Below are 21,304 nucleotides of genomic sequence, written 5' to 3'. Positions count from 1 at the left end.
TTCACTACCCCTTTATTATGTAGTCTATATTAAAGTACACGTTCTGTTTGCAGAGATAATAAGCGATGCCAATCAACAACTGTTGGGTTCTCTGCTAAATCCGCAAAAGTAATCTCCTTTCCTTCGCGACGCCACTTCTCTACTAAACTCATAATTCTGACCGAATCAAGTCCTCTATTTAATAAATCTTCATCAGTCCCAACACTCTCTACTGGTTCACGAAGTAATTGTGCAACTAGTTCATGTACTTTTTGTAAAGTGATTTCATCATCATCTTTTAAACCTTGTAACTCTGTTAACAAACTGTTAGTTGATGTCGTTACTGCACATCTATTTGACGCATACTCCAACGCTTGTTTATGATGTTCTAGTGAAAAATCAGCAACTGCATCCGCTACAAAGAACGGCTGAATTCCATCCATAAATGCTTCACAAGCTGTTAAAAGGCAGCCAATATGCGCATAAATACCGCAAATAATGAGTTGATCTCTTCCTTGTTCGTTTAAAATTTCTAATAGATTTGTCTTTTTAAATGCACTATATCTCCATTTTGTTAAGAATATATCATCCTCATCAGGAGTAAGTTCATCGACAATTTTCTTTTTATCTGGTCCAGCAGGAATACCGTCCCCCCAAAAATCTTGTAATAACCCTCGTTGTTCTAGTGTTTGTCCACCCGGTTGCGCTGTATAAACAACTGGTATACCAAGTTCCTTACATTTTTCTCTTATCACCTTAATATTTGAAATGAGTTCTACTTTCGGTGACTCTTTATCGCTATATGCATCAAGAAAATATTCTTGCATGTCATGGATTAGAAGAACCGCACGTTTCGGATCTGGTTTCCAATCCACTTTATTTTTTGGTAGTTCTGATTCAATTGGCATTTTATATACTGAAATAGATGGGATAGCCATCTAATCACTTCCTTCCGGTTTTTATTATTGTTTTACTGTAATAAGTTTTTCAGCAATGACTTTACGTAGTTCTTTTTTGCTTACCTTTCCAACGCCTGTTTGCGGGAATGATTCAATAAATTCAATTCGATCTGGAATCTTATAAGCTGCTATACCACGCTCTCTTAAAAATTTTTTTAATTCACTTACTGCCGGAGCTTGTCCGCGAGCTATAACAAATGCACAAGTACGTTCTCCTAAATAATCGTCAGGCATAGATACAATCGCTACATCATGTACTGCAACATGTGCTAATAGATGATTTTCAACTTCTTCCGCGGCAACTTTCTCACCACCACGATTAATTTGATCTTTATCTCTTCCTTCTACAATGATGTAACCTTGTTCATTTACTTTCACAAGATCTCCTGTGCGATAAAATCCATCCTTTGTAAACGATTGTGCATTATGCTCTTCTGCTTTATAATAACCACGAATTGTATATGGCCCTCTTGTTAATAAACTACCTACTTCGCCAGGTTTTACATCGTTGTCATTTTCATCAACAACTCGTATTTCATCGAGTGCAGACATTGGTCTACCTTGTGTATAAATAATAATTTCTTCCGGATCATCTAATCTTGTATAGTTCACTAATCCTTCCGCCATACCGAATACTTGCTGTAATGTACATCCAAATGTAGGGCGTATACGTTTTGCAACTTCAGCACTAAATTTCGCGCCACCTACTTGAATCACTTCTAGACTCGATAAATCGTTATTACGTGAAGATGCAGCATCAAGCCATATCATTGCTAATGGTGGTACGAGAGCAGTAATCGTAACTTTTTCTTTTTCAATAAGTGCAAATGCCTCATCTGGACTACCTCCAGTTGCCAGCACTACTTTTCCACCCGCATAGAAAGTTCCAAATGTTCCAGGAGAGCTCATCGGGTAATTATGTGCTACTGGAAGAACGGCCATATAGACACTCTTTGCACTTAAATTACAAATTTCAGCGCTAACACGTAAACTATAAATATAATCATCATGCGTTCGAGGAATTAATTTAGAAAGTCCTGTTGTCCCCCCTGATAATTGGAGAAACGCAACATCACTTGGCTGAACTTCTGGTAATGGAACGGGATCTATATATAAATCACTTATGTTCACAAATTCTTCTTCTTCTCCCACTACAATTACATGTTGTAAAGTTGGCACTTTCTCTTTCACTTCTCTTGCTAGTTTTCGATAATCAAAACCGAGAGCTTTATCTGAAATAACGTAAGCACTCGCCTCACCAAACTCACAAAAATAACTAATTTCACTGCTTCGATGTGAAGGTAATGCAAAAACAGGAAGTGCCCCAATTCGAAATAGTGCAAAACATACTTCGAAAAACTCAATAACGTTAGGTAGCTGGATTACAACTCGATCCTCTTGCTTTATTCCTAAATTCAGTAGCCCTGAAGCTAATCGATCTACTTTTTTATCAAACTCACTATACGTAATATGCGTATTACCACTTACAACTGCAATTTGATCGCCATATTTTTCAGCTCGCTCTCTTAACATCCCGCCAAATGTTTCCCCAAGCCAACACCCTTCCTCTCGATAACGATCAGCAAATTCTTTTGGCCATTTTGTATAACCTGTTAGCATTCTTTCTGCCCCCTACTTTTCATTAAGTGAACTATCATTTAATCCTAATGCTTTCAACATTGTTTGGAACTTAGCTGATGTTTCTGCTAATTCATCTTCTGGTTTTGACTCAGCAACAACGCCCGCTCCTGCATATAAACGGAGTGTATTTTCTTGTACTTCAGCACAACGAATTGTAACAATCCATTCACCGTCTCCATTTAAATCACTCCACCCTAGCATTCCTGTAAAGAATTCACGGTCAAATGGCTCAATTTTTTGAATCGCCTCTCTCGCTTCTTCCATCGGTGTGCCGCAAACTGCTGGCGTCGGATGAAGAGCAATTGCTAATTCCAAAGAAGTAGTATTCGGATCCTTTAGTTCACCTTTCACTTCAGTAGATAAATGCCACATCGCTTCACTATGAATAACGGATGGCTTTTCCGGAACATGTAATGTATGACAGTACGGACGAAGCGCTGCAGCAACTGCTTCTACTACTACCGCATGTTCATGTAAATCTTTTGGAGAAGAAAGTAATTCCTCTGCTCTTCTCTTATCTTCAGCTGAATCCTCACTACGTGGCCTTGAACCAGCTAACGGATTAGAAATAACTTGCATACCATTACGCGAGACGAGTAATTCAGGGCTCGCTCCAATTAACGTCTTACTACTCTCATTTTCATCTTTCGATACATTCACAGCAAATGTATATCCATGCTTATTATGCGCTGCTAATTCTCGAAGAAGTTTTTGCTTATCAATCTTTTCGGAAGAATTAACATCTAACGATCTGGATAGAACGATTTTTTTTAAATCCCCGCCCTTTATTTTTGCAATTCCTTGCTTCACACCATTCATATACACTTCAGGCGCTGGCATTGGCGTCATTTCGAATGTTACGTTTTCATTTGTTTCAAGCTGATTTGTTGTATCCAACTGTAATCGTTCAGAAGTCCTACTATATTCTGGTACGATAAGTTGGACTTCTTTTCTACGATCAAATGGCAAAGCACCGACAACGATAGGATTCAGATTTCCGGCTTGTTTTGCATTACATAATACTGCTTGTACAAGTTCTGGGAAACTTTCAATTTCATGATGCTTTACTGTAGTAAACTCTCCTTCTGCTAATATCGTTCGAGTTGGTGAAGTGAAAAAGAATGAAGATTCAGTCTTATAATCTTCTAGTAATTTTTCTGACAGTTCCTTTACAGCCGTAAATTCCTTCATTGTATAGTAACCCCCTGAATTTTTTATTAAACGCCTAATGTAGCTCCGCCATCAACACATAAATTATGCATTGTAATATGACTAGCTTTATCTGAAGCTAAAAACAATACTGCTTCAGCAATTTCTGAAGGCTGTGCAATTTTTTGTAACGGTATACCGAGTCTATATGTACTTTGAGAACCAGCAATTATATTTTTTTCTCCATTCTCATCAGCCCATAGTAACCTTTGCATTTCAGTTTCAGTAGAACCTGGAGAAACTACGTTACAGCGAATGTTATACGCTGCAAGTTCTAATCCTAAACATTTCATAAACATCGTCGTAGCAGCTTTTGATGCAGCATATGCAGCCATCTCCATTCTCGGCGTATTTGCTGCATTTGAACCAACTGTAACAATTGCCCCTGACTTTCTTTGCATCATATGTTTACTTACTGCTCGGGACATATAGAAAACTCCTGTAGAATTTACAGAAAACGTTTTATTCCAATCTTCATCACTTAACGAGTGAATCGCTCCCATACGTAAAACCCCTGCAACATTTACTAATATATCTATTGGAGCTATTTCATTTTCAATATCATTTACCATCTGTTCAACTGCGGTACTATCACTCACATCTAAGCAAAACGTTTTCAAATGTATTTCATTTAAGAGTTCGTTTAATCCCTCTTCATTTTGATCAACCGCAATAACTGTAGCTCCTCTTTCTAAAAACATTTTAGCAACAACACTACCTATACCTTGAGCTGCACCTGTTACTAAAACAGTTTTCCCATCAAATTCCCCTAAGTTCATTTCCTCTATCCTTTCATTTAAAAATCAATCTAATTAAATAAATAATGATAATGATTATCATTATTGATGTAAAAAATAATACACTTACTAAACTAATTGGTCAAGTGTACTTTTCATTAAAATATTATTCATTGATAATGTTTTTCATTTAATGTTCTTACACCGAAATGATAATCTTTCTCAATAAACTTGTCAACCTATTTTTATTTTTCAGATAAAAACTTTAGTGCTTTTCAATACAATTACATCTAAAAGTATTAATAAACACTTACATTAATACTTTAATTCTTACTCCTCTTTGTAAAAATTGAAGATGATAAACTGAAGGTCTCTTCAGTTACAAAGCCTTAACAAAAAGTCGAGCATTTATTTTCTCAATATTTGTCTGAAAATATATCTTGCAAACATCAATTCATATTTTCTTTATTATTTAAGATTTAATACATATTTCGAATACGATGTATCGATTTATTATATTCCAATATAATCCAAACGGATATTTCACTCACTTTTATATCAAAAAAAATAAAAAGTAATTTAACCTTGTTAAAATAACTCAAAAAAGCACCCTATTTAACAGGATGCTTTTTCGTAACTATAGTGTTATAGAAGATTTATATACTTATGCTACGCTGCGATACTCTTCTTCTTGTTCTTTTTTCTGTTTAGGTGCTCGAATTAAAATTGCGATAATGAATGACACGACACATAGTACGCCAATCACCATAAAGGTTGGTTTGAATCCACCTAGAAGTGCACCGATAAAGGAACCTGCAAGCGCTCCAAATCCAAATCCTTGATACACAATTCCGTAATTCTTACTATGGTTTTTCATACCGAAGAAATCACCAACAATAGCTGGGAAAATAGTAATATTTCCACCAAAACAAAACGCTACACTTGCTACACATACGAAGTAGATACCGTAATTCAAATCTACGAAACTTAGAACTAATACCGAACTCGCCATAACCACAAAAGTACCCGTAACGATTTTTAAACGACCAATTTTATCTGATAACGGTCCTAGAATAATACGACCTAATGTGTTAAATATTGCAACCATAGCCACCGCATTAGCTGCTGTCGCTGCACTAAGCCCTACAAGTTGAACACCAATGTCTTTTACCATACCAATTAAGTATAAGCCACTCATACATGATGTAAATAACATGATGAATAATAAGTATACTTGTTTTGTGCCTAACATTTCTTTCATTGTATATTCATGAGTGTTTGTTTCCTGAACTGCACCTTGATCAGCAGCTTGATGGATTAAACAAGCTCCAAGGACAATCATAGCTGTAACAATTAAACCCCAATATATAAACGCTTGCGATACACCAACGGAATCGATTAACTTTGCATTTATATATTTGAAAATTAAGCTACCTGTACCATATGCAGCTACAGATATACCAGAGATTAAACCTTTACGTTCAGGGAACCACTTAATTAAATTAGATAGTGAAGTAATATAAGCTGTACCATCTGCGTAACCTACAACAACTCCTGCTAGTATATAAAGCAATATTAACGAAGAAGCTTGTGAACTAAGTACTAATCCTAGTCCTAATGCTAGTCCAGCTATCATAATAAGTTTACGAAGTCCCCATTTTTCTTGCAATTTACTTGCAAATAAAGTTGAAAATGCTAAGGAAAGACTAGTAATTGAGAAAGTTATCGCAACCGCGTTAAGACTCCAACCGTATTTACTAACTAAAGGCTGATTGAATAAACTCCATGTATATATCGTTCCAAGTCCCATTTGAACTATTACTGTACCAAGGACAACAAGCCATGGATTAACCTTTGATTTTTTCATACCTTTCCGCCTCCTCTTTCTATTTCAATGCTTTTCGCTAAGTCTTGTTTTTTTATGTTCATTTTGGTCATCTCTTTTGATTTAACACCTTCATTGTATAAGATGTTTTCAGTTATGTAAGCACTTACAAGGCAGGGCGTCAAAAACATGGAATCAGTTACAGAAAACGAAGGATGAAATACAAAAAAATGTTTTTTAAATACGTAATAGTTGTTCATATTGTTTTGTATAAGTTAAATTTACATATGTTTTTGAATCCTTTTTTCAATAGTAAAACAATAAAACCGTCTCTTTAATAAACATTAAAGAGACGGTTTTATTAAATTAATTCATAAGCCTGACTTTCTTTATACATTTATAATTGTTTCTTCAAATGTAATAATTGGCTCTACAAATTCCATCATAATGAAAGCATTTTTAATACGTCTTGTCAAAACTTCTTTTAATTCTGCACACATTTCTTCTGTAAGTGATTTTACAAATACAAAGTTGTGATAATACATCACACTCTTCTCTTTACTTAAAGGATTTAAAAACATCCCCTCTTTTGTAACGAGAGCGTTAGAATGCCCCGCTAAAGTTGAAAGAAATGTCTCTAAAATTTTTATTTCTCTTTTTGAAAATGCTTCTTCACAAACTACTTTAATATTCATTTCTGTTATCATTTATATATTCCCCCAACCATTTTTTCACAAGGGGATACTATTAAATCTTTACACAACTCCCCTTGTCGTTCAAAAAATTCACCAGAAAACTAAGTTGACTAACTTGTTTTTTCCCTTTATTCATATAAATCTCTCCTTTCGTATATATTACTTCTCCATTTGTAATTGATTACCTTTTTTTATATTAAAGTTTTTCTATGTTTTTAATTGGAATTTTACCAAAAGGGATCTTATTCCTAAACATATATTTTTTTGTACTCCTAAAAAACCCTTACTTATTTACTTTACGTTTTGGGCTACATAGTATTTGTCTTTTAAATAATTTGTTTAGCTGCAGTATATATTACATAGAAATATTGTTTCACTGATGCTGAAAACAATTTACTTTGCTTATAATAAAATATAACTTTTAGCATAGGAGTACTTTATACTCTTCTATTAGACTACAAATATTTTTTTGATAAATAAAACTAAATATTCACTAATATACTTATACGTGGTTTAATATATATAATAAAAAATATTTCTGTCTTTAATGAGGAGGTACTATGAAAGCAAACGTAGGGGATACTATACTTTTTCAACGAAACAATTTAAAGATTACAGGATCTGTATTAAAACTTTATACTGAATCGGTCTTAGTTGAAATTACAAATGTAAGCGGTGGTACTTTTGAATTTGATCGAACAATTGTAAATCATAAAAACTATAAAGTTTTAAATGCAAATACATAAAACAACCCAAAATAGCCCCTGCTAAACAGCAGGGGCTATTTTATATAAAAATATTTCACTAGTTTATATACCCTAAAACATTAACAATCTTACTCGCTTTTAAATTGTTAATATGATAATAAATTTCTAAACCTCTTCTCTCTGCTCGTAACACTTTACCCTTCATTTTTGATAAATGTTGTGAAACAGTAGATTGCGGGATGTTCAGTAACTCTGTTAATTGTGTTACATTACAAGTTTTTCTTGTACTTAATTCATTTACAATTTGCAGTCGGATTGGATGCGCCATAATTTTTAAAATATCTACATCTTCTTCTGAAACTAAAGTTTTTTTCATTTCACTCGTATATGTTGTCATAAGACATTCCCCTTTTATATGAATTCCATTTTTATAAGATCTATTTCCAAAATTTTTAAAACCCTCGATTAAAACTTTCATATAGAAATAAAAGGATTTTAAATTTTTGAAAACAGAACTTACATTCACTTTATTTATTTGGTACATATACATAATACAATGTTAATATGTGCTCTATGTGAAGTTCGCATAAATTTGTAATGAAGATTTTTCAAATAATTCACATCTAACTACATATTTCCTCCTAACACTATCCAGTGATTTTAACATATTTTAGGCGTTTGTATATACTATCTACAAAATAAATGTTATTTAGGGGGAATTCAAATGCCTACAATGTTACAAGAAGAAGTTGAAGAAGCGCGCGAAACATATGTCAGTCGTATCATTTTGGTCGGTGGATCGGCTTTATTTTTAGTAGGCGGTGTTATCTCGGCAATTTCGGCTTTTAAAGCTTATAATCGTTTGGAAAATACGCCGTCTTCTACAGATAACTCATAGGTGAATTATCTAATTTTGAATAACAAATAAAGAGGCTGTCCCAAAAGATGCTTTTTAGCCAAAATCGTATAAAAAGTGAAAGGCAGAAATGTTGATTTTATAACATTTCTGCCTTTTCGATTTCATGTGATCTTACTTCGAAAGAGACTTATGAGACAGCCCCTTTATTTTATCAAAAGTTCTATACTAAAGAATCGCAAATAATATGAATTACAATTGAACTTACTTCACCACAAACCGTGTCTGACTACACCCATCCTTCTGCTTCGTTACTTCTAATACAGCTGGCATTGCGTTTTTCAGCTCTTGAACGTGTGAAATGACACCGATAAATCGGCCTGATTTTTGTAAGTCAATTAATGCGTCTACAGCTTTTGTTAATGACTCCTCATCTAATGAACCGAATCCTTCGTCGATAAACATCGTTTCGATGGATATACCACCTTCATATGCTTGAATGACGTCTGCCATTCCGAGCGCTAAGCAAAGCGATGCATTAAATTTCTCGCCGCCAGATAGAGTTTTTACATCGCGTGTTTGGCCTGTGTACGCGTCGTATACATCTAAACCTAATCCACTTTGACGATTTCTCTTTTCAACTCGTTCACTTCGTTTTAAATAAAATTGTCCATTTGATAATTTACGTAATCGTTCGTTTGCAATTTGAACAATTTGTTCTAAATACTCAATTAAGATGTAACGTTCAAATGATATACGGCTTTCGTTATCACCTTTCATTACTTCATATAAGTCAACAAGTTCTTGGAAAGCTTTTTCTTCCTCATGAATTTGCTCATCAATACGCCTAATATTTTCATGTAAATCAGAAATATATGTTACCGCATTTTGCGCACGTTGGCGTTTTTCTTTAATGATATCAAGGTTAATTTCTAGATCTTTTATATGTTCACCTAACGCTGTAATATCCATATACTCTTTATCTTTTAATTCACCCTGTAACTCTTCAATTTGTTTTGCAAGTACTTCAAGAGATGAATAATAGCTTTGAATTTCTTTTTGTAACATATCCATCTCGGCATCACTTAATTTCGCTTCTTTATACGTAATTTGATCTGTAAATCCACTCTGTTCAAGCTCTTTCATAAAGCGCGTGAAAGTCTCTTCTTTCTTCGATTTTGCACTTTCAAATTGATTAGAAGCACCTTCCTGTTCTGCTTGAATACGTATATTTTCATTTTGCCAATGTTGATACGCCTCCTGCACTTTCTTCCATTCGTCCTCCATTAATTTGAGCTCATGCATAGCTTGGTCAAACTGAACTTTCCAAGCTTGGACTGTTTGTAAGTTTTCAGGAATGTTTTTCTTATCATGTTCATATGACGTACGAAGCTGCATACAATCCATTTCTATACGGTGCTGTTCTGTTTCTACCTCATGTTTTTGTTTCTGAAGTGCATCTACTTTTTCTTCTATGCTTTTTATTTTCACAGCTGTTTGCTTACGCGTTTCTTCACTTGCTTTTAACGTATTCACTTCAGTTGCTAATTGTTTTCCTTTTTGAACAAGCGCACTATATGTTTCAGCTAATTCTTCTGAGCGATAACCTCGCTTCTTAACCTCTTCTATTACTTGTTCATATTGAAGATGATAGAAATTCCATTTCTCCTCTACTTGCACATGTAATTTTTCAGCAATGTTCTTCTTGTCTCTTAAATCATTTAACTCTTTTTCATTGATGGCATCACTTTGCTCTGAAGCTTTTTTCGGATGGTTCGTGCTGCCACATACTGGACAAGATTCACCATCATGTAGATGAAGAGCTAATATACCAGCTTGTTCACTTAACCAGCGACGTTCCATATTCTCATATGCACGAACTTTCTCTTGCATCTTAATAAATGCAGTTTCTTTTTCTTGCTCGAATTTTTGTTTTTCTTGCCATACGTCATATGCTTGCTTTAAAACTTTTGCATCTTCTCGCATATTCGTTAGTTCTTCTACTTTATCTACATATCGTTCAAGCGCTCGCTCTAATTGCTGTAATTCACCAGACATTAGCTGTTTTTGATTTGTATTCTCTTCTAATTGTCGATCTAAGTTTTGCATACTTTCTTTTAATTTTCCTAGTTGAATTTCTGCATTTTGTAAATTCAACTGTTTCTCAGCTAATGATGCAATAATCGGTTGTAACTCTTCTAATCTTTGAACAAGTTTTTTTGCATTTTCTCTCTCAGGTTCTTTATTCTTTACTGCTTCATATTTCTCCTGAGCAAGTTCAAAATTATTCATTATATTTTCTTTTTTAGCGATAATTTGTTTTAACAAACTTTCAGCTTTCTGCTCATTTTGCATTGCTTCTTCGTACCACTGTTCAAATGGTAATAAGCGCTTCGTTTGTTCCGCACGCTTAAAAGATATTTCTTTCATTTCAATTACTGAACGTTTTTCTTGTAAAGTATTATATTTCTCATTCTTTTGTTGTAAATCTATAAATTTCTCATTTACAGACTTCGCTGCATGAAAACGTGTTTCAGCATCCTTTAATTGCTTCGTTTGAATATCTTGTTCTACTTGTAATTGCTCCACCTCTGCCTTATACGCAGCTGTCTCTTGTTCTAATGCCTCTACTACTTGATGCGTATTTACATGGTCTTGTTCCACTAATGTCTCTAATAATGCTCCATCACGAATTGGTAATTTAAAAACATTACGGAAATATAACTCTCGCTCTTTCTGTTTTTCTTGTAAGACGTCTTTCCATTGTTTTCGTTTTTGGTCAAGTAACTCACGCATTAACTTATAACGATCTGTTTTAAAAATACGACGCAAAATCTCTTCTTTGTTTTCTGTCTCAGATGTTAATAGTTTTCGGAATTCCCCTTGCGGTAACATAACAATTTGGCTAAATTGATGTTTACTTAAACCAATTAAATCTTCTACTTTTTTATTTACATCCGTTACATGGAAACGATCAACAGCCGGAATCTTCTCTTCATCAATTACTTCATATAATTCTACTGCATGTCCCGTAATCGTCTTGTTCCCTTGTTTTTTATGTCCCAGTTGTCGTTTTATTTCATAACGTTTCCCTTTTAACTGAAAGGTTAATTCTACGCTTGTATACACATTATCATCAGCAAATTGACTGCGGAGCATGCTCGTATCACTTCGTTCTTCTCCGCTTGCCTCACCATATAAAACATAACAAATCGCATCAAAAATCGTTGTCTTTCCGGCGCCCGTGTTTCCAGAAATGGCGAAAATACGATGCTCTCCCAAATCGTCAAAATCAATTACTTCTTTCTGTTTATATGGGCCAAATGCCGTCATAATAAGCTGAATCGGTCTCATCCTCGTTCACCTTCCCGTTCTTGCACTGTTTGTAATACTTCTACAAATAGACGTTCTTTCTCTTCTGATAAATCTAAGCCTTTCATTTCTTTATAAAAAGCCTTTAATAATGATAAATCATCCATTTTATGTCTTGAAACAGTTACTTCATTTGACTCAGTGAACTCTCGTCTTTGAATGGCTCTTTCAACATGCATTGCATTTGGATAAACAGAGCGTATTTTTTCCATTGGCTGCAAGACAGGATTTTCATCTAATAATTTTACAAACACGTAATCTTCACTTACTGGATGTTGTAACAATTCATCTATTTTCGCTTCTACTGTTCGCATTTTACGGCGTGGTGTAAGTAACCTTTTTTCAATTGTTACTTCACCTTGCTCGTCCAATTCCACAATATAATATCCTTTTTTATGTTTTTCTTCAGAAATAGAATATGCAAGTGGAGAACCTGAATATCGAATTGTCTCATTACGTACGAAATGCGCTTGATGTAAATGTCCAAGCGCTGTGTAATGAAACTTATCAAAATAATGACTATTCACGTATTCAGCACCACCAATTGAAAGCGGTCGTTCAGCATCACTTGTATTCTCTTCCGCTTCGCCCGCAGAAGTTACAAATGCATGACCAACAAATACATGTCTAGCTTCTTTATCCATCGTTTCAGAAAGCTCATTCATAAAAATACGCATCGCATCATCATGAGAACGTACGTCTTCGTTTTTCAATACATGTCTCACTATACTTGGATCCGCATAAGGAATGAGATGGAAGTGAACCTCCCCATATTCATCATTTAATATAATTGGCTCATATGGAAATTGAAATTGCCCCACAATAAATAATCCTTGTTTCTTCATTAAACTACTTCCAAAATGAATACGATCTGGACTATCATGGTTTCCTGCGACTGCAATAACTGGTGTTTGTAAATCAATCACTATTTTTTGCAGCACATCATTTAATAAGTCTACTGCTTCCGTAGGTGGAATTGCTCGGTCATATAAATCCCCTGCAATAATTACGGCATCTGGTTTTTCTTCTTCAACAGCTTGTACAAACTGATCTAATACAATCTTTTGATCTTCAGTCATATACACGCCATGAACAAGCTTTCCTAAATGCCAATCGGCTGTATGAAATAACTTCATCGTTTCCTGCTCCTTTTAATTTACTGAATTTAGTGATACAAGTTGATAGTTTATTGTAGTTTTTCCGTTCTCCCATTCTAACTTTTGTATCATTGCACTACCGATTCTTTCTTCATTTGATTTATATAAAGGTAATATTTCTTGAACTGTAAATAAGTGATAACCATCCAATTTTAATTGAAATATGTTTTCTTCTATATGTAATCTTACTTCTTTTTCATTTGAAATAATTTTTGTGTGCATCTCAAATTTCATAATAGATACAACCCCTTTTTCTAATCTCTACACTATTAATAGTATATTGGCTATGCAAGATTGACAAGTAAATACACGGTAAAGTACATACTTTTCTATTGTGATATGTTTTTTTAATTTCACATATAATACGGTATGTGAAATTTTATTCTTTCCAAAAATAAAAATGTCTCATATGACATCTTTATTTTTGGATAAATTCTTTCATTACATAATATAAAACTGTAATGAAAACAATCGCTACAAAAAATGAAAATACTGCAACAATGTACCCATCTTTATTTAATAAAATGCAAAAAGAAATAGATATGATAAAAATCGGAAATACAAGTCGTACTTTATCCTTCACTTCCTCTGTCGTATCTGTATGATGAAAATATTGCGTTATCCCTATCATTAAAGAAGACAAAATAATCACCGACAATAGTAAAGGTACTGGCATTCCGATTTCTCCTTTCTCTATTTCTAATGAAAAGCAATTTTTCTTTCATTATAATCACTTCAAATACTCTTTTCGAAGTGATTATGTACAATTTACACATATATAATAGCGTGTTTATCATGGTAACTTCAAATAATTACAATTACAGTAATGTTGTAATATTCATTTTCAACCTCCAAAATCCTGCAAATATAACTCGTCAAAATATGCAGTGGATAAATTAACATATACCGCCAACTTTAGACAAAATTTATAAAGGACATTTCAGTACGTATAAAGAATTAAGAATAAGAAGATATGTAAGGGAGGATGAATTATGACTGAACACGTTTTATTTTCTGTTAGCGAAAACGGCGTTGCATCAATTACTTTAAACCGCCCAAAAGCACTTAATTCTTTATCTTATGACATGTTGCAACCAATTGGGCAAAAACTGAAAGAGTGGGAACATGATGAGCGAATTGCGCTTATCGTATTAAAAGGAGCTGGCACAAAAGGTTTTTGTGCAGGTGGCGACATTAAAACTCTTTATGAAGCACGTTCAAATGAAGCTGCATTGCAGCATGCGGAACGTTTCTTTGAAGAAGAGTATGAAATTGATACATATATTTATCAATATAAAAAACCGATTATCGCTTGTTTAGATGGAATTGTAATGGGTGGTGGTGTCGGTCTTACAAATGGTGCGAAATACAGAATTGTAACTGAGCGTACGAAATGGGCAATGCCAGAGATGAATATTGGCTTCTTCCCAGACGTCGGTGCTGCTTATTTCTTAAATAAAGCTCCAGGGTATGCCGGCCGCTATGTCGCTTTAACAGCATCTATTTTAAAAGCTTCTGACGTATTATTTATAAACGCTGCTGATTATTTTATTGCATCTGATTCATTACCAAATTTCCTTACTGAACTGGAAAGTGTAAATTGGTCTAAAGAAGATGATGTACATACTCATTTAAAAGAAGTCATTCGTACATTTGCAACTGCTCCAACATTAGAAAGCGAGCTTGCTCCTTCATTAGAAGAAATTAATTCACATTTTGCATTCGATACAATTGAAGAAATTATTCATTCATTAGAGAAAGATCAAAGTTCCTTTTCTTTAAAAGCGAAAGAAACGTTATTATCAAAATCTCCTATTTCACTAAAAGTAACATTAAAACAGTTTATTGATGGACAAAATAAGTCCGTTGAAGAATGTTTCGCTACTGACCTTGTACTTGCTAAAAACTTCATGAGACATGAAGATTTCTTTGAAGGAGTACGATCTGTTGTCGTTGATAAAGACCAAAATCCAAATTATAAATATAAGCAGTTAAGTGATGTTTCAGAAGAAGATGTAAACCGGTTCTTTAACTTACTTAATGCGTAAAGTGAGAATTTAATAAGTAGGGTTTATCTCCCTCTTATTATTAGTAGAAGCAATCGCCCTTTCATACGGGATTAAATTGAGGCTATATAGTCGTATAATTACACGCCTATATAGCCTTTTTCCTATTTAATAAATTTTAATAAAATTTAATTTTATTAAATCAAATTATGTGCTACACTATTTTTAATTAAATATTCTAAAAATAAAAGAAGGAGGAGCGACTATGATTGAAAATTATTTTCTTTTCATCATTATGTCTATTTGTCTTATTATTTTACCTGGTCCTGATACTGCAATGGCTACGAAAAACACATTAGTTGCTGGTAAGGTAGGCGGGGTGAAAACAGTGTTCGGTACATGTGTTGCACTATTGATTCATACTTTAGCAGCAGTAATCGGACTTTCCGCACTTATTGTAAAGTCAGCTCTTTTATTTTCTATTTTCAAGTACGTTGGAGCTCTATATTTAATTTATATTGGTATTAAAGCTCTTTTAGCAGTAAGAAATAAAGAAGGCGTCAATACGAACGATATATCTTTGAATAACGCAAACGAGAATACTTCTTGCTTTCGCCAAGGGTTTCTTACAAATTTATTAAACCCTAAAATCGCAGTCTTCTTTTTAACATTTTTACCGCAATTTTTAAATCCAAATCATAATACGTTTATCCAACTTCTTATAATGGGCCTTACTTACCTAGTTTTAACAGTTATTTGGTTCGCTTTTTATATATTTTTAATTGATAAAATTAGTGCTTTTATGAAAAAACCGAAGACACAACGTTATATTCAAGGGTTAACAGGAATTGTCTTAATTGGTTTTGGTATTAAACTCGCTTTTGAAAAAAGCAATTAACAAGAAGAAAACCACCACTATTCATAGTGGTGGTTTTCTTTTAACAACTGATTTGGCTGTCTACTTTATATTAAAACCAGCGCTCAGTTACAACTTTTTTACGTGTATAGAATTGAACGCCATCTGTACCATTTGTACCTAAATCACCAAAGAATGAAGCTTTATTTCCTGCGAATGCGAAGAATGCCATTGGTGCTGGAACGTTTACGTTTACACCGATCATGCCCGCATCGATGTTATCACGGAATGTTTGTGCATGTTTACCGCTTGATGTATAAATAACCGCTCCATTTGCAAATTTAGATTGATTTGTTAGTTTAATACCTTCTTCTAAATCTTTAACACGTACAATGCTTAATACTGGAGCAAAAATCTCATCTTGCCAAATTTTCATTTCTTGATTTACACCATCAAAGATTGTCGCACCTACAAAGTAACCTTCTCCAACTTCTTCCTTAATTTTACGGCCATCTACTAATAAAGTAGCTCCATCTGCTACACCACTGTTAATATAGCCTAATACACGCTCTTTATGAGATTCACGAATTAATGGTCCAACATAATTATCTTCGTGGAAACCGTCACCTACTTTTAACTTCTTCGTCTCTGCTACTAGTACGTCGATGAATTCATCCGCAATTTCATCAACTACTGCTACTACTGAACATGCCATGCAGCGCTCTCCGCTACTTGCAAATGCAGATCCAATTACACCTTGTACTGTTTTCTCAAGATTGCAATCTGGCATAACAATCGCATGGTTTTTCGCACCAGCTAACGCTTGTACACGTTTTCCGTGTTTCGTACCTGTTTCATATACGTAACGAGCTACCGGCTCAGATCCAACGAACGAAACAGCTTGAATATCTTTATTTTCTAAAATGCTATTTACAACATCTTTTCCGCCTTGCACTAAATTTAATACGCCTTTCGGGAAGCCAGCTTCATAGAATAACTCTACAAGTCGCTCTGCTAAAAGTGGCGTTCTTTCAGATGTTTTTAATACGAATGTATTACCGCAAGCAATTGCAAGTGGGAACATCCATAATGGAATCATCATCGGGAAGTTAAACGGTGTAATACCAGCGACAACTCCGATTGGGTAGCGCCAAATTGATCCATCAATGCCGCTAGCAATATTCGGAAGTGCTTGTCCCATCATTAAATTTGGTGCTGACGTCGCAAGTTCTACTGCTTCAATACCACGCTGCACTTCACCAGTTGCATCCGTTAATGTTTTACCATTTTCTAGCGTAATGATTTTTGCAAGTTCTTCCTTGTTTTCTTGTAAAAGCTGTAAATATTTATACAATTGTCTTGAACGATTCGGAACTGGTACTTTAGACCATGTTTCGTATGCTGCTTTTGCCGCTTCAACAGCTTTTTCAACATCTTCTTTCGGAGATAGCGGAACGTAAGCGATAATTTTTCCAGTCGCCGGATTTGGAACTGCTTCTACTTCTGTACCAGTAGATTCTACCCACTCACCATTAATATGATTTTTTACTCGTTTAATTTCAGTTGTAATCATTATATTCTCTCCTTTTTTATGATGTTTATAAATCTATTATTTTTGATTAGAAATTAATTGTTCACTAACTTTCTTATATAAAGCAGCCATATCGTTTTCACCATACCCAGCTTCACTTGCTTCTTCATATACATTTAATAGCATTTCGCTTACTGGTAAGTGAAGTTCACTTTCTTTCGCTAAATCTACTGCAAACCCCAAATCTTTCTTTAATAAATTTACAGTAAAACCTGGCTCGTAGTTTTCTGATGCAATAAAACTTTTATAATTGCGCTCATAAATTCTACTTTGGCCGTAACTTACATTTAAAATATCAAACATTTTATCCAAATCCATATTGTTCTTTTTCGCTAATGTTAATGCTTCACTTACACCAGCTGTATAAAAACCTATTAATAGGTTATTAATTAATTTAACAGTTGTACCACTATCAATTTGCTCACTAACATGGAAGATGTTTGCACCTAATACACCCATGATAGATTCCGTTTTTTCATATACCTCTTTTGATCCACCGACCATAAACGTTAATGTACGGTTTTCGGCTCCAATTACCCCACCACTTACAGGGGCCGCTAAAAAGTCTACTTTCTTTTCTTTTGCCGCTTCCTCTAACTGTTTGTTTAACTGTGGAGATACAGTACTTGTATCAATTAAAACTACATTCGAATGACTATTTTCAAATAATCCTTCTTGTCCAAAATACACCGCTTCAACAGCACGAGGTGAAGGTAAACTTGTAAAAATCACATCGCATGTCTCTGCTAATTTTGAGATTGATAAGCCAATAATTCCTCCTTCTTTTTCAAAGGAAGCTTCAGCATCTTTATTTAAATCCACTCCATATACTGTGTAACTTGATTTAACTAAATTTTTAGACATCGGAAGACCCATGTTACCTAAGCCGATAAAACCAATCTTTTTCATATCGCTTTCCTCCTATTTACACAATATACTTTCCACGATTTATAATAGCTTTCGCAACTTCTCTCTTTTTTGTAAATACGTTCGTATATAAAGGTACTAATAATTGACGAATTTCAGCTAAAATTACGTGTCTATCTTGTTCTTCTGTAACAGCCGCTGAAAGTATAGAAATCGCCGCTTCTTCTACTTTGCGATAGCCTTCTTCACAAATAACGTCAGTTATCATTTGTTTCGTACGTTCTTTCTCTTCACCATTTTTACTAATTGCTTTACTCGTACGTAAAAATGCTGATTCCATGACGTACACGTCCGTTAACATATTTGATAATACACGTGAATATTCTTGCTCTTGATCAATTTTTAAACCTGGAGTTTTAGAGAGCGTTTTCAAAGATTGTTTCAACAATTTTTTCGCTAATAAAATGTAACGATGGTTTCTTTCGACATTTTCTACATCAATCTCTATTTCAGTATCTTCAATTTGTTCCATTTGCTTCATTAACATTTTGGCAACTGTTAATCTATTAATTTCGTTCGTCCCTTCAAAAATACGACTAATTCTAGCATCACGGTATAATCGTTCTACTTCATACTCTTGCATATAACCGTAACCACCATGAATTTGTACAGCTTCATCTACGATATGACCAAGTGTTTCAGAAGCATTTACTTTATTCAGTGCACATTCAATTGCAAATTGAGACATTTTCTTCATAAGATCTTCATCGCTCTCATGAATTGCTTCATCAATTACACCTGCTGTACGATACGCTGCACTTTCTGCTCCATATGTAGCAATGATCATATTTGCAATTTTCTCTTGAATCATCGTAAAGTCTACTAATTCCGTTTGAAACTGTTTACGTTCTTTTCCATATTGAACGGACAATCCAATTGCTTGCTTTGCTGTTCCAATATTTCCAAAGGCAAGTTTTAATCTAGCAAAGTTAAGAATATTAAGAGCTACATGATGCCCTTTCCCAACTTCCCCTAAAACATTTTCTGCAGGGATGACAACATCTTCTAAAATAAGCGTCGCTGTTGAAGAACCTTTAATCCCCATTTTCTTTTCTTCTAGCCCAATAGATACACCTTCACATGTTCTTTCGACAATAAACGCTGTCATTCCTTTATTTGTCTTCGCAAAAACAACGTATACATCTGCCATATGAGCATTTGTAATCCACTGCTTCTCACCATTTAACTTCCAAGCAGTACCATCTTCATTTAATACTGCACTCGTTTTTGCACTTAAAGCATCAGAACCAGCATTTGGTTCAGTTAAAGCATAAGCCCCAATCCATTCTCCTGATGCAATTTTCGGCAAATATTTTTCTTTTTGTTCTTTCGTTCCGTAATATATGTAAGGCAATGTACCTACACCTGCGTGTATATTAAATGAAACGCTAAATGCACCAGCGTATCCCATTTTTTCTGCTACAAGCCCTGAAACTGCCTTTCCTAATTCAAATCCGCCATATTCTTCTGGAACCTCGATACTTAATAATCCAAGTTCTCCAGCTTTCTCAAACAATTGACGAGAAACTTTATAGTTATGTTGTTCAATATTCTCCATTTGTGGAACAATTTCTTGTTTAACGAATTGTTCAGTCGTTTTTGCGATTAAATCTTCGTCTCCTGAAAAATCTTCTGGCGTAAAGAAAGCATGATTCACATCTTTATTAAGTGAAAAAAATTCATCCCACGGTAACTTCGTTTTCTCCATCTGAATCCCCCTATCATTTCGGCCTTACTTGCTACTACATATGCTCGTCTACGATGAGTGGAATATCTTATTTTTGAAAACAGAAGGCGATGAATTTTCACATCAAGCAGTTTGTCTTGCTAAAGATGTATTCTCATCGCCTTAGTTGTTTTATCTATTGATCCTCTGATAATACTGTTTTTGCAATTCCAGTATCTAGTTCTTCAAAGTCATGATATGAAATTGTTTCATATAACTCACTTCTCGTTTGCATATTAGAAAGTGCATCTTTTTGAGAACCAGTTTCCTTAATTAAAGTAAACACATTCTCATACGCTTTCGCTGCTACGCGAAGTGAAGTTACAGGATAAATAACCATTTGGAAGCCCATATTCGCAAATTCCTCTGCACTATAATACGGCGTTTTCCCGAACTCAGTCATATTGGCAAGTAAAGGTGCATTTACTTTACTATTAAATAGACGGAATTCCTCTTCTGATTGTAGCGCTTCTGGGAAAATTGCGTCTGCACCTGCTTTTACATATGCATTCGCTCTTTCAATTGCTTCATCTAATCCTTCTACACCACGAGCATCTGTGCGCGCTACAATATATAAGCTCGGTGCAACTTCTTTAATCGCTTTAATCTTTTGAACTAATTCTTCTGTCGTAACGAGTTTCTTACCATTTAAATGGCCACATTTCTTTGGTAATTGCTGATCTTCAATTTGGACAGCTGCTACTTTCGCTTCCACCATTTCTACTGCTGTTCTCGCTACATTTAGGACGCCACCGAATCCAGTATCAATATCAACAAGAACTGGTAAGTCTGTAGCTCTTACTAGATCCCTTGCTCTCTCTGCTACTTCAGTAGACGTCACGATTCCTAAATCAGGTAGCCCTTTACTTGCAGTATAAGCAGCTCCTGATAAATAAAGAGCTGAAAAACCTGTATTTTTCGCAACAAGAGCTGCCATTGCGTCATGAGCACCTGGAATTTGCAAAATTTCATTTGCTTCTACTAAAGCTCGGAAGCGATTCGCAAGCTCTTCTTGTGTTGACTGTTTATTCACAACCCAAGCCATTCTAAATTCCCCCTAT

The 21,304-nt window shown here is 34.5% G+C and carries 19 protein-coding genes; 4 read left to right on the top strand and 15 right to left on the bottom strand.

Annotation, left to right across the window (positions count from 1 at the left end; translation table 11 throughout):
* Nucleotides 1-29: 29 nt before the first annotated feature.
* From dhbB to PDQ40_RS04565, 6 genes are all read right to left on the bottom strand, one after another.
* Nucleotides 30-917, bottom strand: a complete 888-nt coding sequence (gene dhbB / locus PDQ40_RS04590; protein ID WP_001007245.1) for an isochorismatase — start codon at nucleotides 915-917, stop codon at nucleotides 30-32.
* 24 nt (nucleotides 918-941) lie between these two features.
* Nucleotides 942-2,558: a (2,3-dihydroxybenzoyl)adenylate synthase gene (locus PDQ40_RS04585; RefSeq protein WP_270691249.1), complete on the bottom strand. Its 1,617-nt coding sequence runs from the start codon at nucleotides 2,556-2,558 to the stop codon at nucleotides 942-944.
* Between the two features lie 12 nt (nucleotides 2,559-2,570).
* Entirely contained in the window at nucleotides 2,571-3,770 is a 1,200-nt protein-coding gene (dhbC, locus tag PDQ40_RS04580; protein WP_000657805.1) for an isochorismate synthase DhbC, read from the bottom strand.
* A 26-nt stretch (nucleotides 3,771-3,796) separates the two neighbouring features.
* Nucleotides 3,797-4,567, bottom strand: a complete 771-nt coding sequence (dhbA, locus tag PDQ40_RS04575) for a 2,3-dihydro-2,3-dihydroxybenzoate dehydrogenase (protein ID WP_001048422.1) — start codon at nucleotides 4,565-4,567, stop codon at nucleotides 3,797-3,799.
* A gap of 622 nt (nucleotides 4,568-5,189) precedes the next feature.
* Nucleotides 5,190-6,392: an L-lactate MFS transporter gene (locus tag PDQ40_RS04570; RefSeq protein WP_000748917.1), complete on the bottom strand. Its 1,203-nt coding sequence runs from the start codon at nucleotides 6,390-6,392 to the stop codon at nucleotides 5,190-5,192.
* Between the two features lie 347 nt (nucleotides 6,393-6,739).
* On the bottom strand, nucleotides 6,740-7,057 hold the full coding sequence (locus tag PDQ40_RS04565; RefSeq protein WP_000627294.1) for a hypothetical protein: 318 nt from the start codon (nucleotides 7,055-7,057) through the stop codon (nucleotides 6,740-6,742).
* A gap of 548 nt (nucleotides 7,058-7,605) precedes the next feature.
* On the opposite strand from PDQ40_RS04565, the gene PDQ40_RS04560 reads away from it, so the two are divergent.
* On the top strand, nucleotides 7,606-7,791 hold the full coding sequence (locus tag PDQ40_RS04560; RefSeq protein ID WP_000646792.1) for a YkvS family protein: 186 nt from the start codon (nucleotides 7,606-7,608) through the stop codon (nucleotides 7,789-7,791).
* Nucleotides 7,792-7,849: 58 nt separating this feature from the next.
* On the opposite strand, the gene PDQ40_RS04555 is transcribed toward PDQ40_RS04560, so the two are convergent.
* The gene (locus PDQ40_RS04555) at nucleotides 7,850-8,149 is read right to left on the bottom strand and encodes an ArsR/SmtB family transcription factor (protein WP_000214794.1); all 300 of its coding nucleotides are present in this window, start codon (nucleotides 8,147-8,149) and stop codon (nucleotides 7,850-7,852) included.
* Between the two features lie 327 nt (nucleotides 8,150-8,476).
* Here PDQ40_RS04555 and PDQ40_RS04550 point away from each other — a divergent pair, with 327 nt between their 5' ends.
* Entirely contained in the window at nucleotides 8,477-8,650 is a 174-nt protein-coding gene (locus tag PDQ40_RS04550; protein WP_001142747.1) for a hypothetical protein, read from the top strand.
* 222 nt (nucleotides 8,651-8,872) lie between these two features.
* Here the strand turns inward: PDQ40_RS04550 and PDQ40_RS04545 are convergent, their stop codons facing one another.
* The 4 genes from PDQ40_RS04545 to PDQ40_RS04530 all read right to left on the bottom strand — a co-directional run bounded on the left by PDQ40_RS04545 (nucleotide 8,873) and on the right by PDQ40_RS04530 (nucleotide 13,813).
* Complete coding sequence (locus PDQ40_RS04545; RefSeq protein ID WP_001247430.1) at nucleotides 8,873-11,962, bottom strand: AAA family ATPase; 3,090 nt, start codon at nucleotides 11,960-11,962, stop codon at nucleotides 8,873-8,875.
* Nucleotides 11,959-13,116, bottom strand: a complete 1,158-nt coding sequence (locus PDQ40_RS04540) for an exonuclease SbcCD subunit D (RefSeq protein WP_000765138.1) — start codon at nucleotides 13,114-13,116, stop codon at nucleotides 11,959-11,961. Before PDQ40_RS04540 ends, PDQ40_RS04545 begins: the two co-directional genes overlap by 4 nt.
* A 15-nt stretch (nucleotides 13,117-13,131) precedes the next feature.
* Nucleotides 13,132-13,371 (bottom strand): DUF2584 domain-containing protein, encoded by a 240-nt coding sequence (locus tag PDQ40_RS04535; protein ID WP_000667348.1) that lies wholly within the window; start codon nucleotides 13,369-13,371, stop codon nucleotides 13,132-13,134.
* A 184-nt stretch (nucleotides 13,372-13,555) separates the two neighbouring features.
* Nucleotides 13,556-13,813, bottom strand: a complete 258-nt coding sequence (locus PDQ40_RS04530; RefSeq protein ID WP_001145041.1) for a hypothetical protein — start codon at nucleotides 13,811-13,813, stop codon at nucleotides 13,556-13,558.
* Nucleotides 13,814-14,129: 316 nt separating this feature from the next.
* Between PDQ40_RS04530 and PDQ40_RS04525 the strand changes: the two genes are divergently transcribed.
* Complete coding sequence (locus tag PDQ40_RS04525) at nucleotides 14,130-15,185, top strand: enoyl-CoA hydratase/isomerase family protein (RefSeq protein ID WP_000134902.1); 1,056 nt, start codon at nucleotides 14,130-14,132, stop codon at nucleotides 15,183-15,185.
* 223 nt (nucleotides 15,186-15,408) lie between these two features.
* A complete protein-coding gene (locus PDQ40_RS04520) occupies nucleotides 15,409-16,041 on the top strand; it encodes a LysE family translocator (RefSeq protein WP_000572339.1) in 633 nt (210 codons plus the stop codon).
* Nucleotides 16,042-16,111: 70 nt separating this feature from the next.
* Here the strand turns inward: PDQ40_RS04520 and PDQ40_RS04515 are convergent, their stop codons facing one another.
* From PDQ40_RS04515 to prpB, 4 genes are all read right to left on the bottom strand, one after another.
* Entirely contained in the window at nucleotides 16,112-17,572 is a 1,461-nt protein-coding gene (locus tag PDQ40_RS04515; RefSeq protein ID WP_000633352.1) for a CoA-acylating methylmalonate-semialdehyde dehydrogenase, read from the bottom strand.
* 36 nt (nucleotides 17,573-17,608) lie between these two features.
* On the bottom strand, nucleotides 17,609-18,499 hold the full coding sequence (locus PDQ40_RS04510; RefSeq protein ID WP_000719422.1) for an NAD(P)-dependent oxidoreductase: 891 nt from the start codon (nucleotides 18,497-18,499) through the stop codon (nucleotides 17,609-17,611).
* A 16-nt stretch (nucleotides 18,500-18,515) separates the two neighbouring features.
* Nucleotides 18,516-20,225 carry an acyl-CoA dehydrogenase family protein gene (locus PDQ40_RS04505; RefSeq protein ID WP_000416020.1) on the bottom strand — a complete coding sequence of 570 codons (1,710 nt, stop codon included), beginning with the start codon at nucleotides 20,223-20,225 and terminating at the stop codon, nucleotides 18,516-18,518.
* Between the two features lie 154 nt (nucleotides 20,226-20,379).
* Nucleotides 20,380-21,288: a methylisocitrate lyase gene (gene prpB, locus PDQ40_RS04500; protein ID WP_000312650.1), complete on the bottom strand. Its 909-nt coding sequence runs from the start codon at nucleotides 21,286-21,288 to the stop codon at nucleotides 20,380-20,382.
* Nucleotides 21,289-21,304 lie beyond the last annotated feature (16 nt).

The sequence above is a fragment of the Bacillus cereus group sp. Bc061 genome (assembly GCF_027715825.1).
Lineage (GTDB): Bacteria > Bacillota > Bacilli > Bacillales > Bacillaceae_G > Bacillus_A > Bacillus_A paranthracis.
The sequence above is the reverse complement of the archived record's forward strand: the minus strand, read 5'-3'. Positions and strand labels throughout refer to the sequence as shown.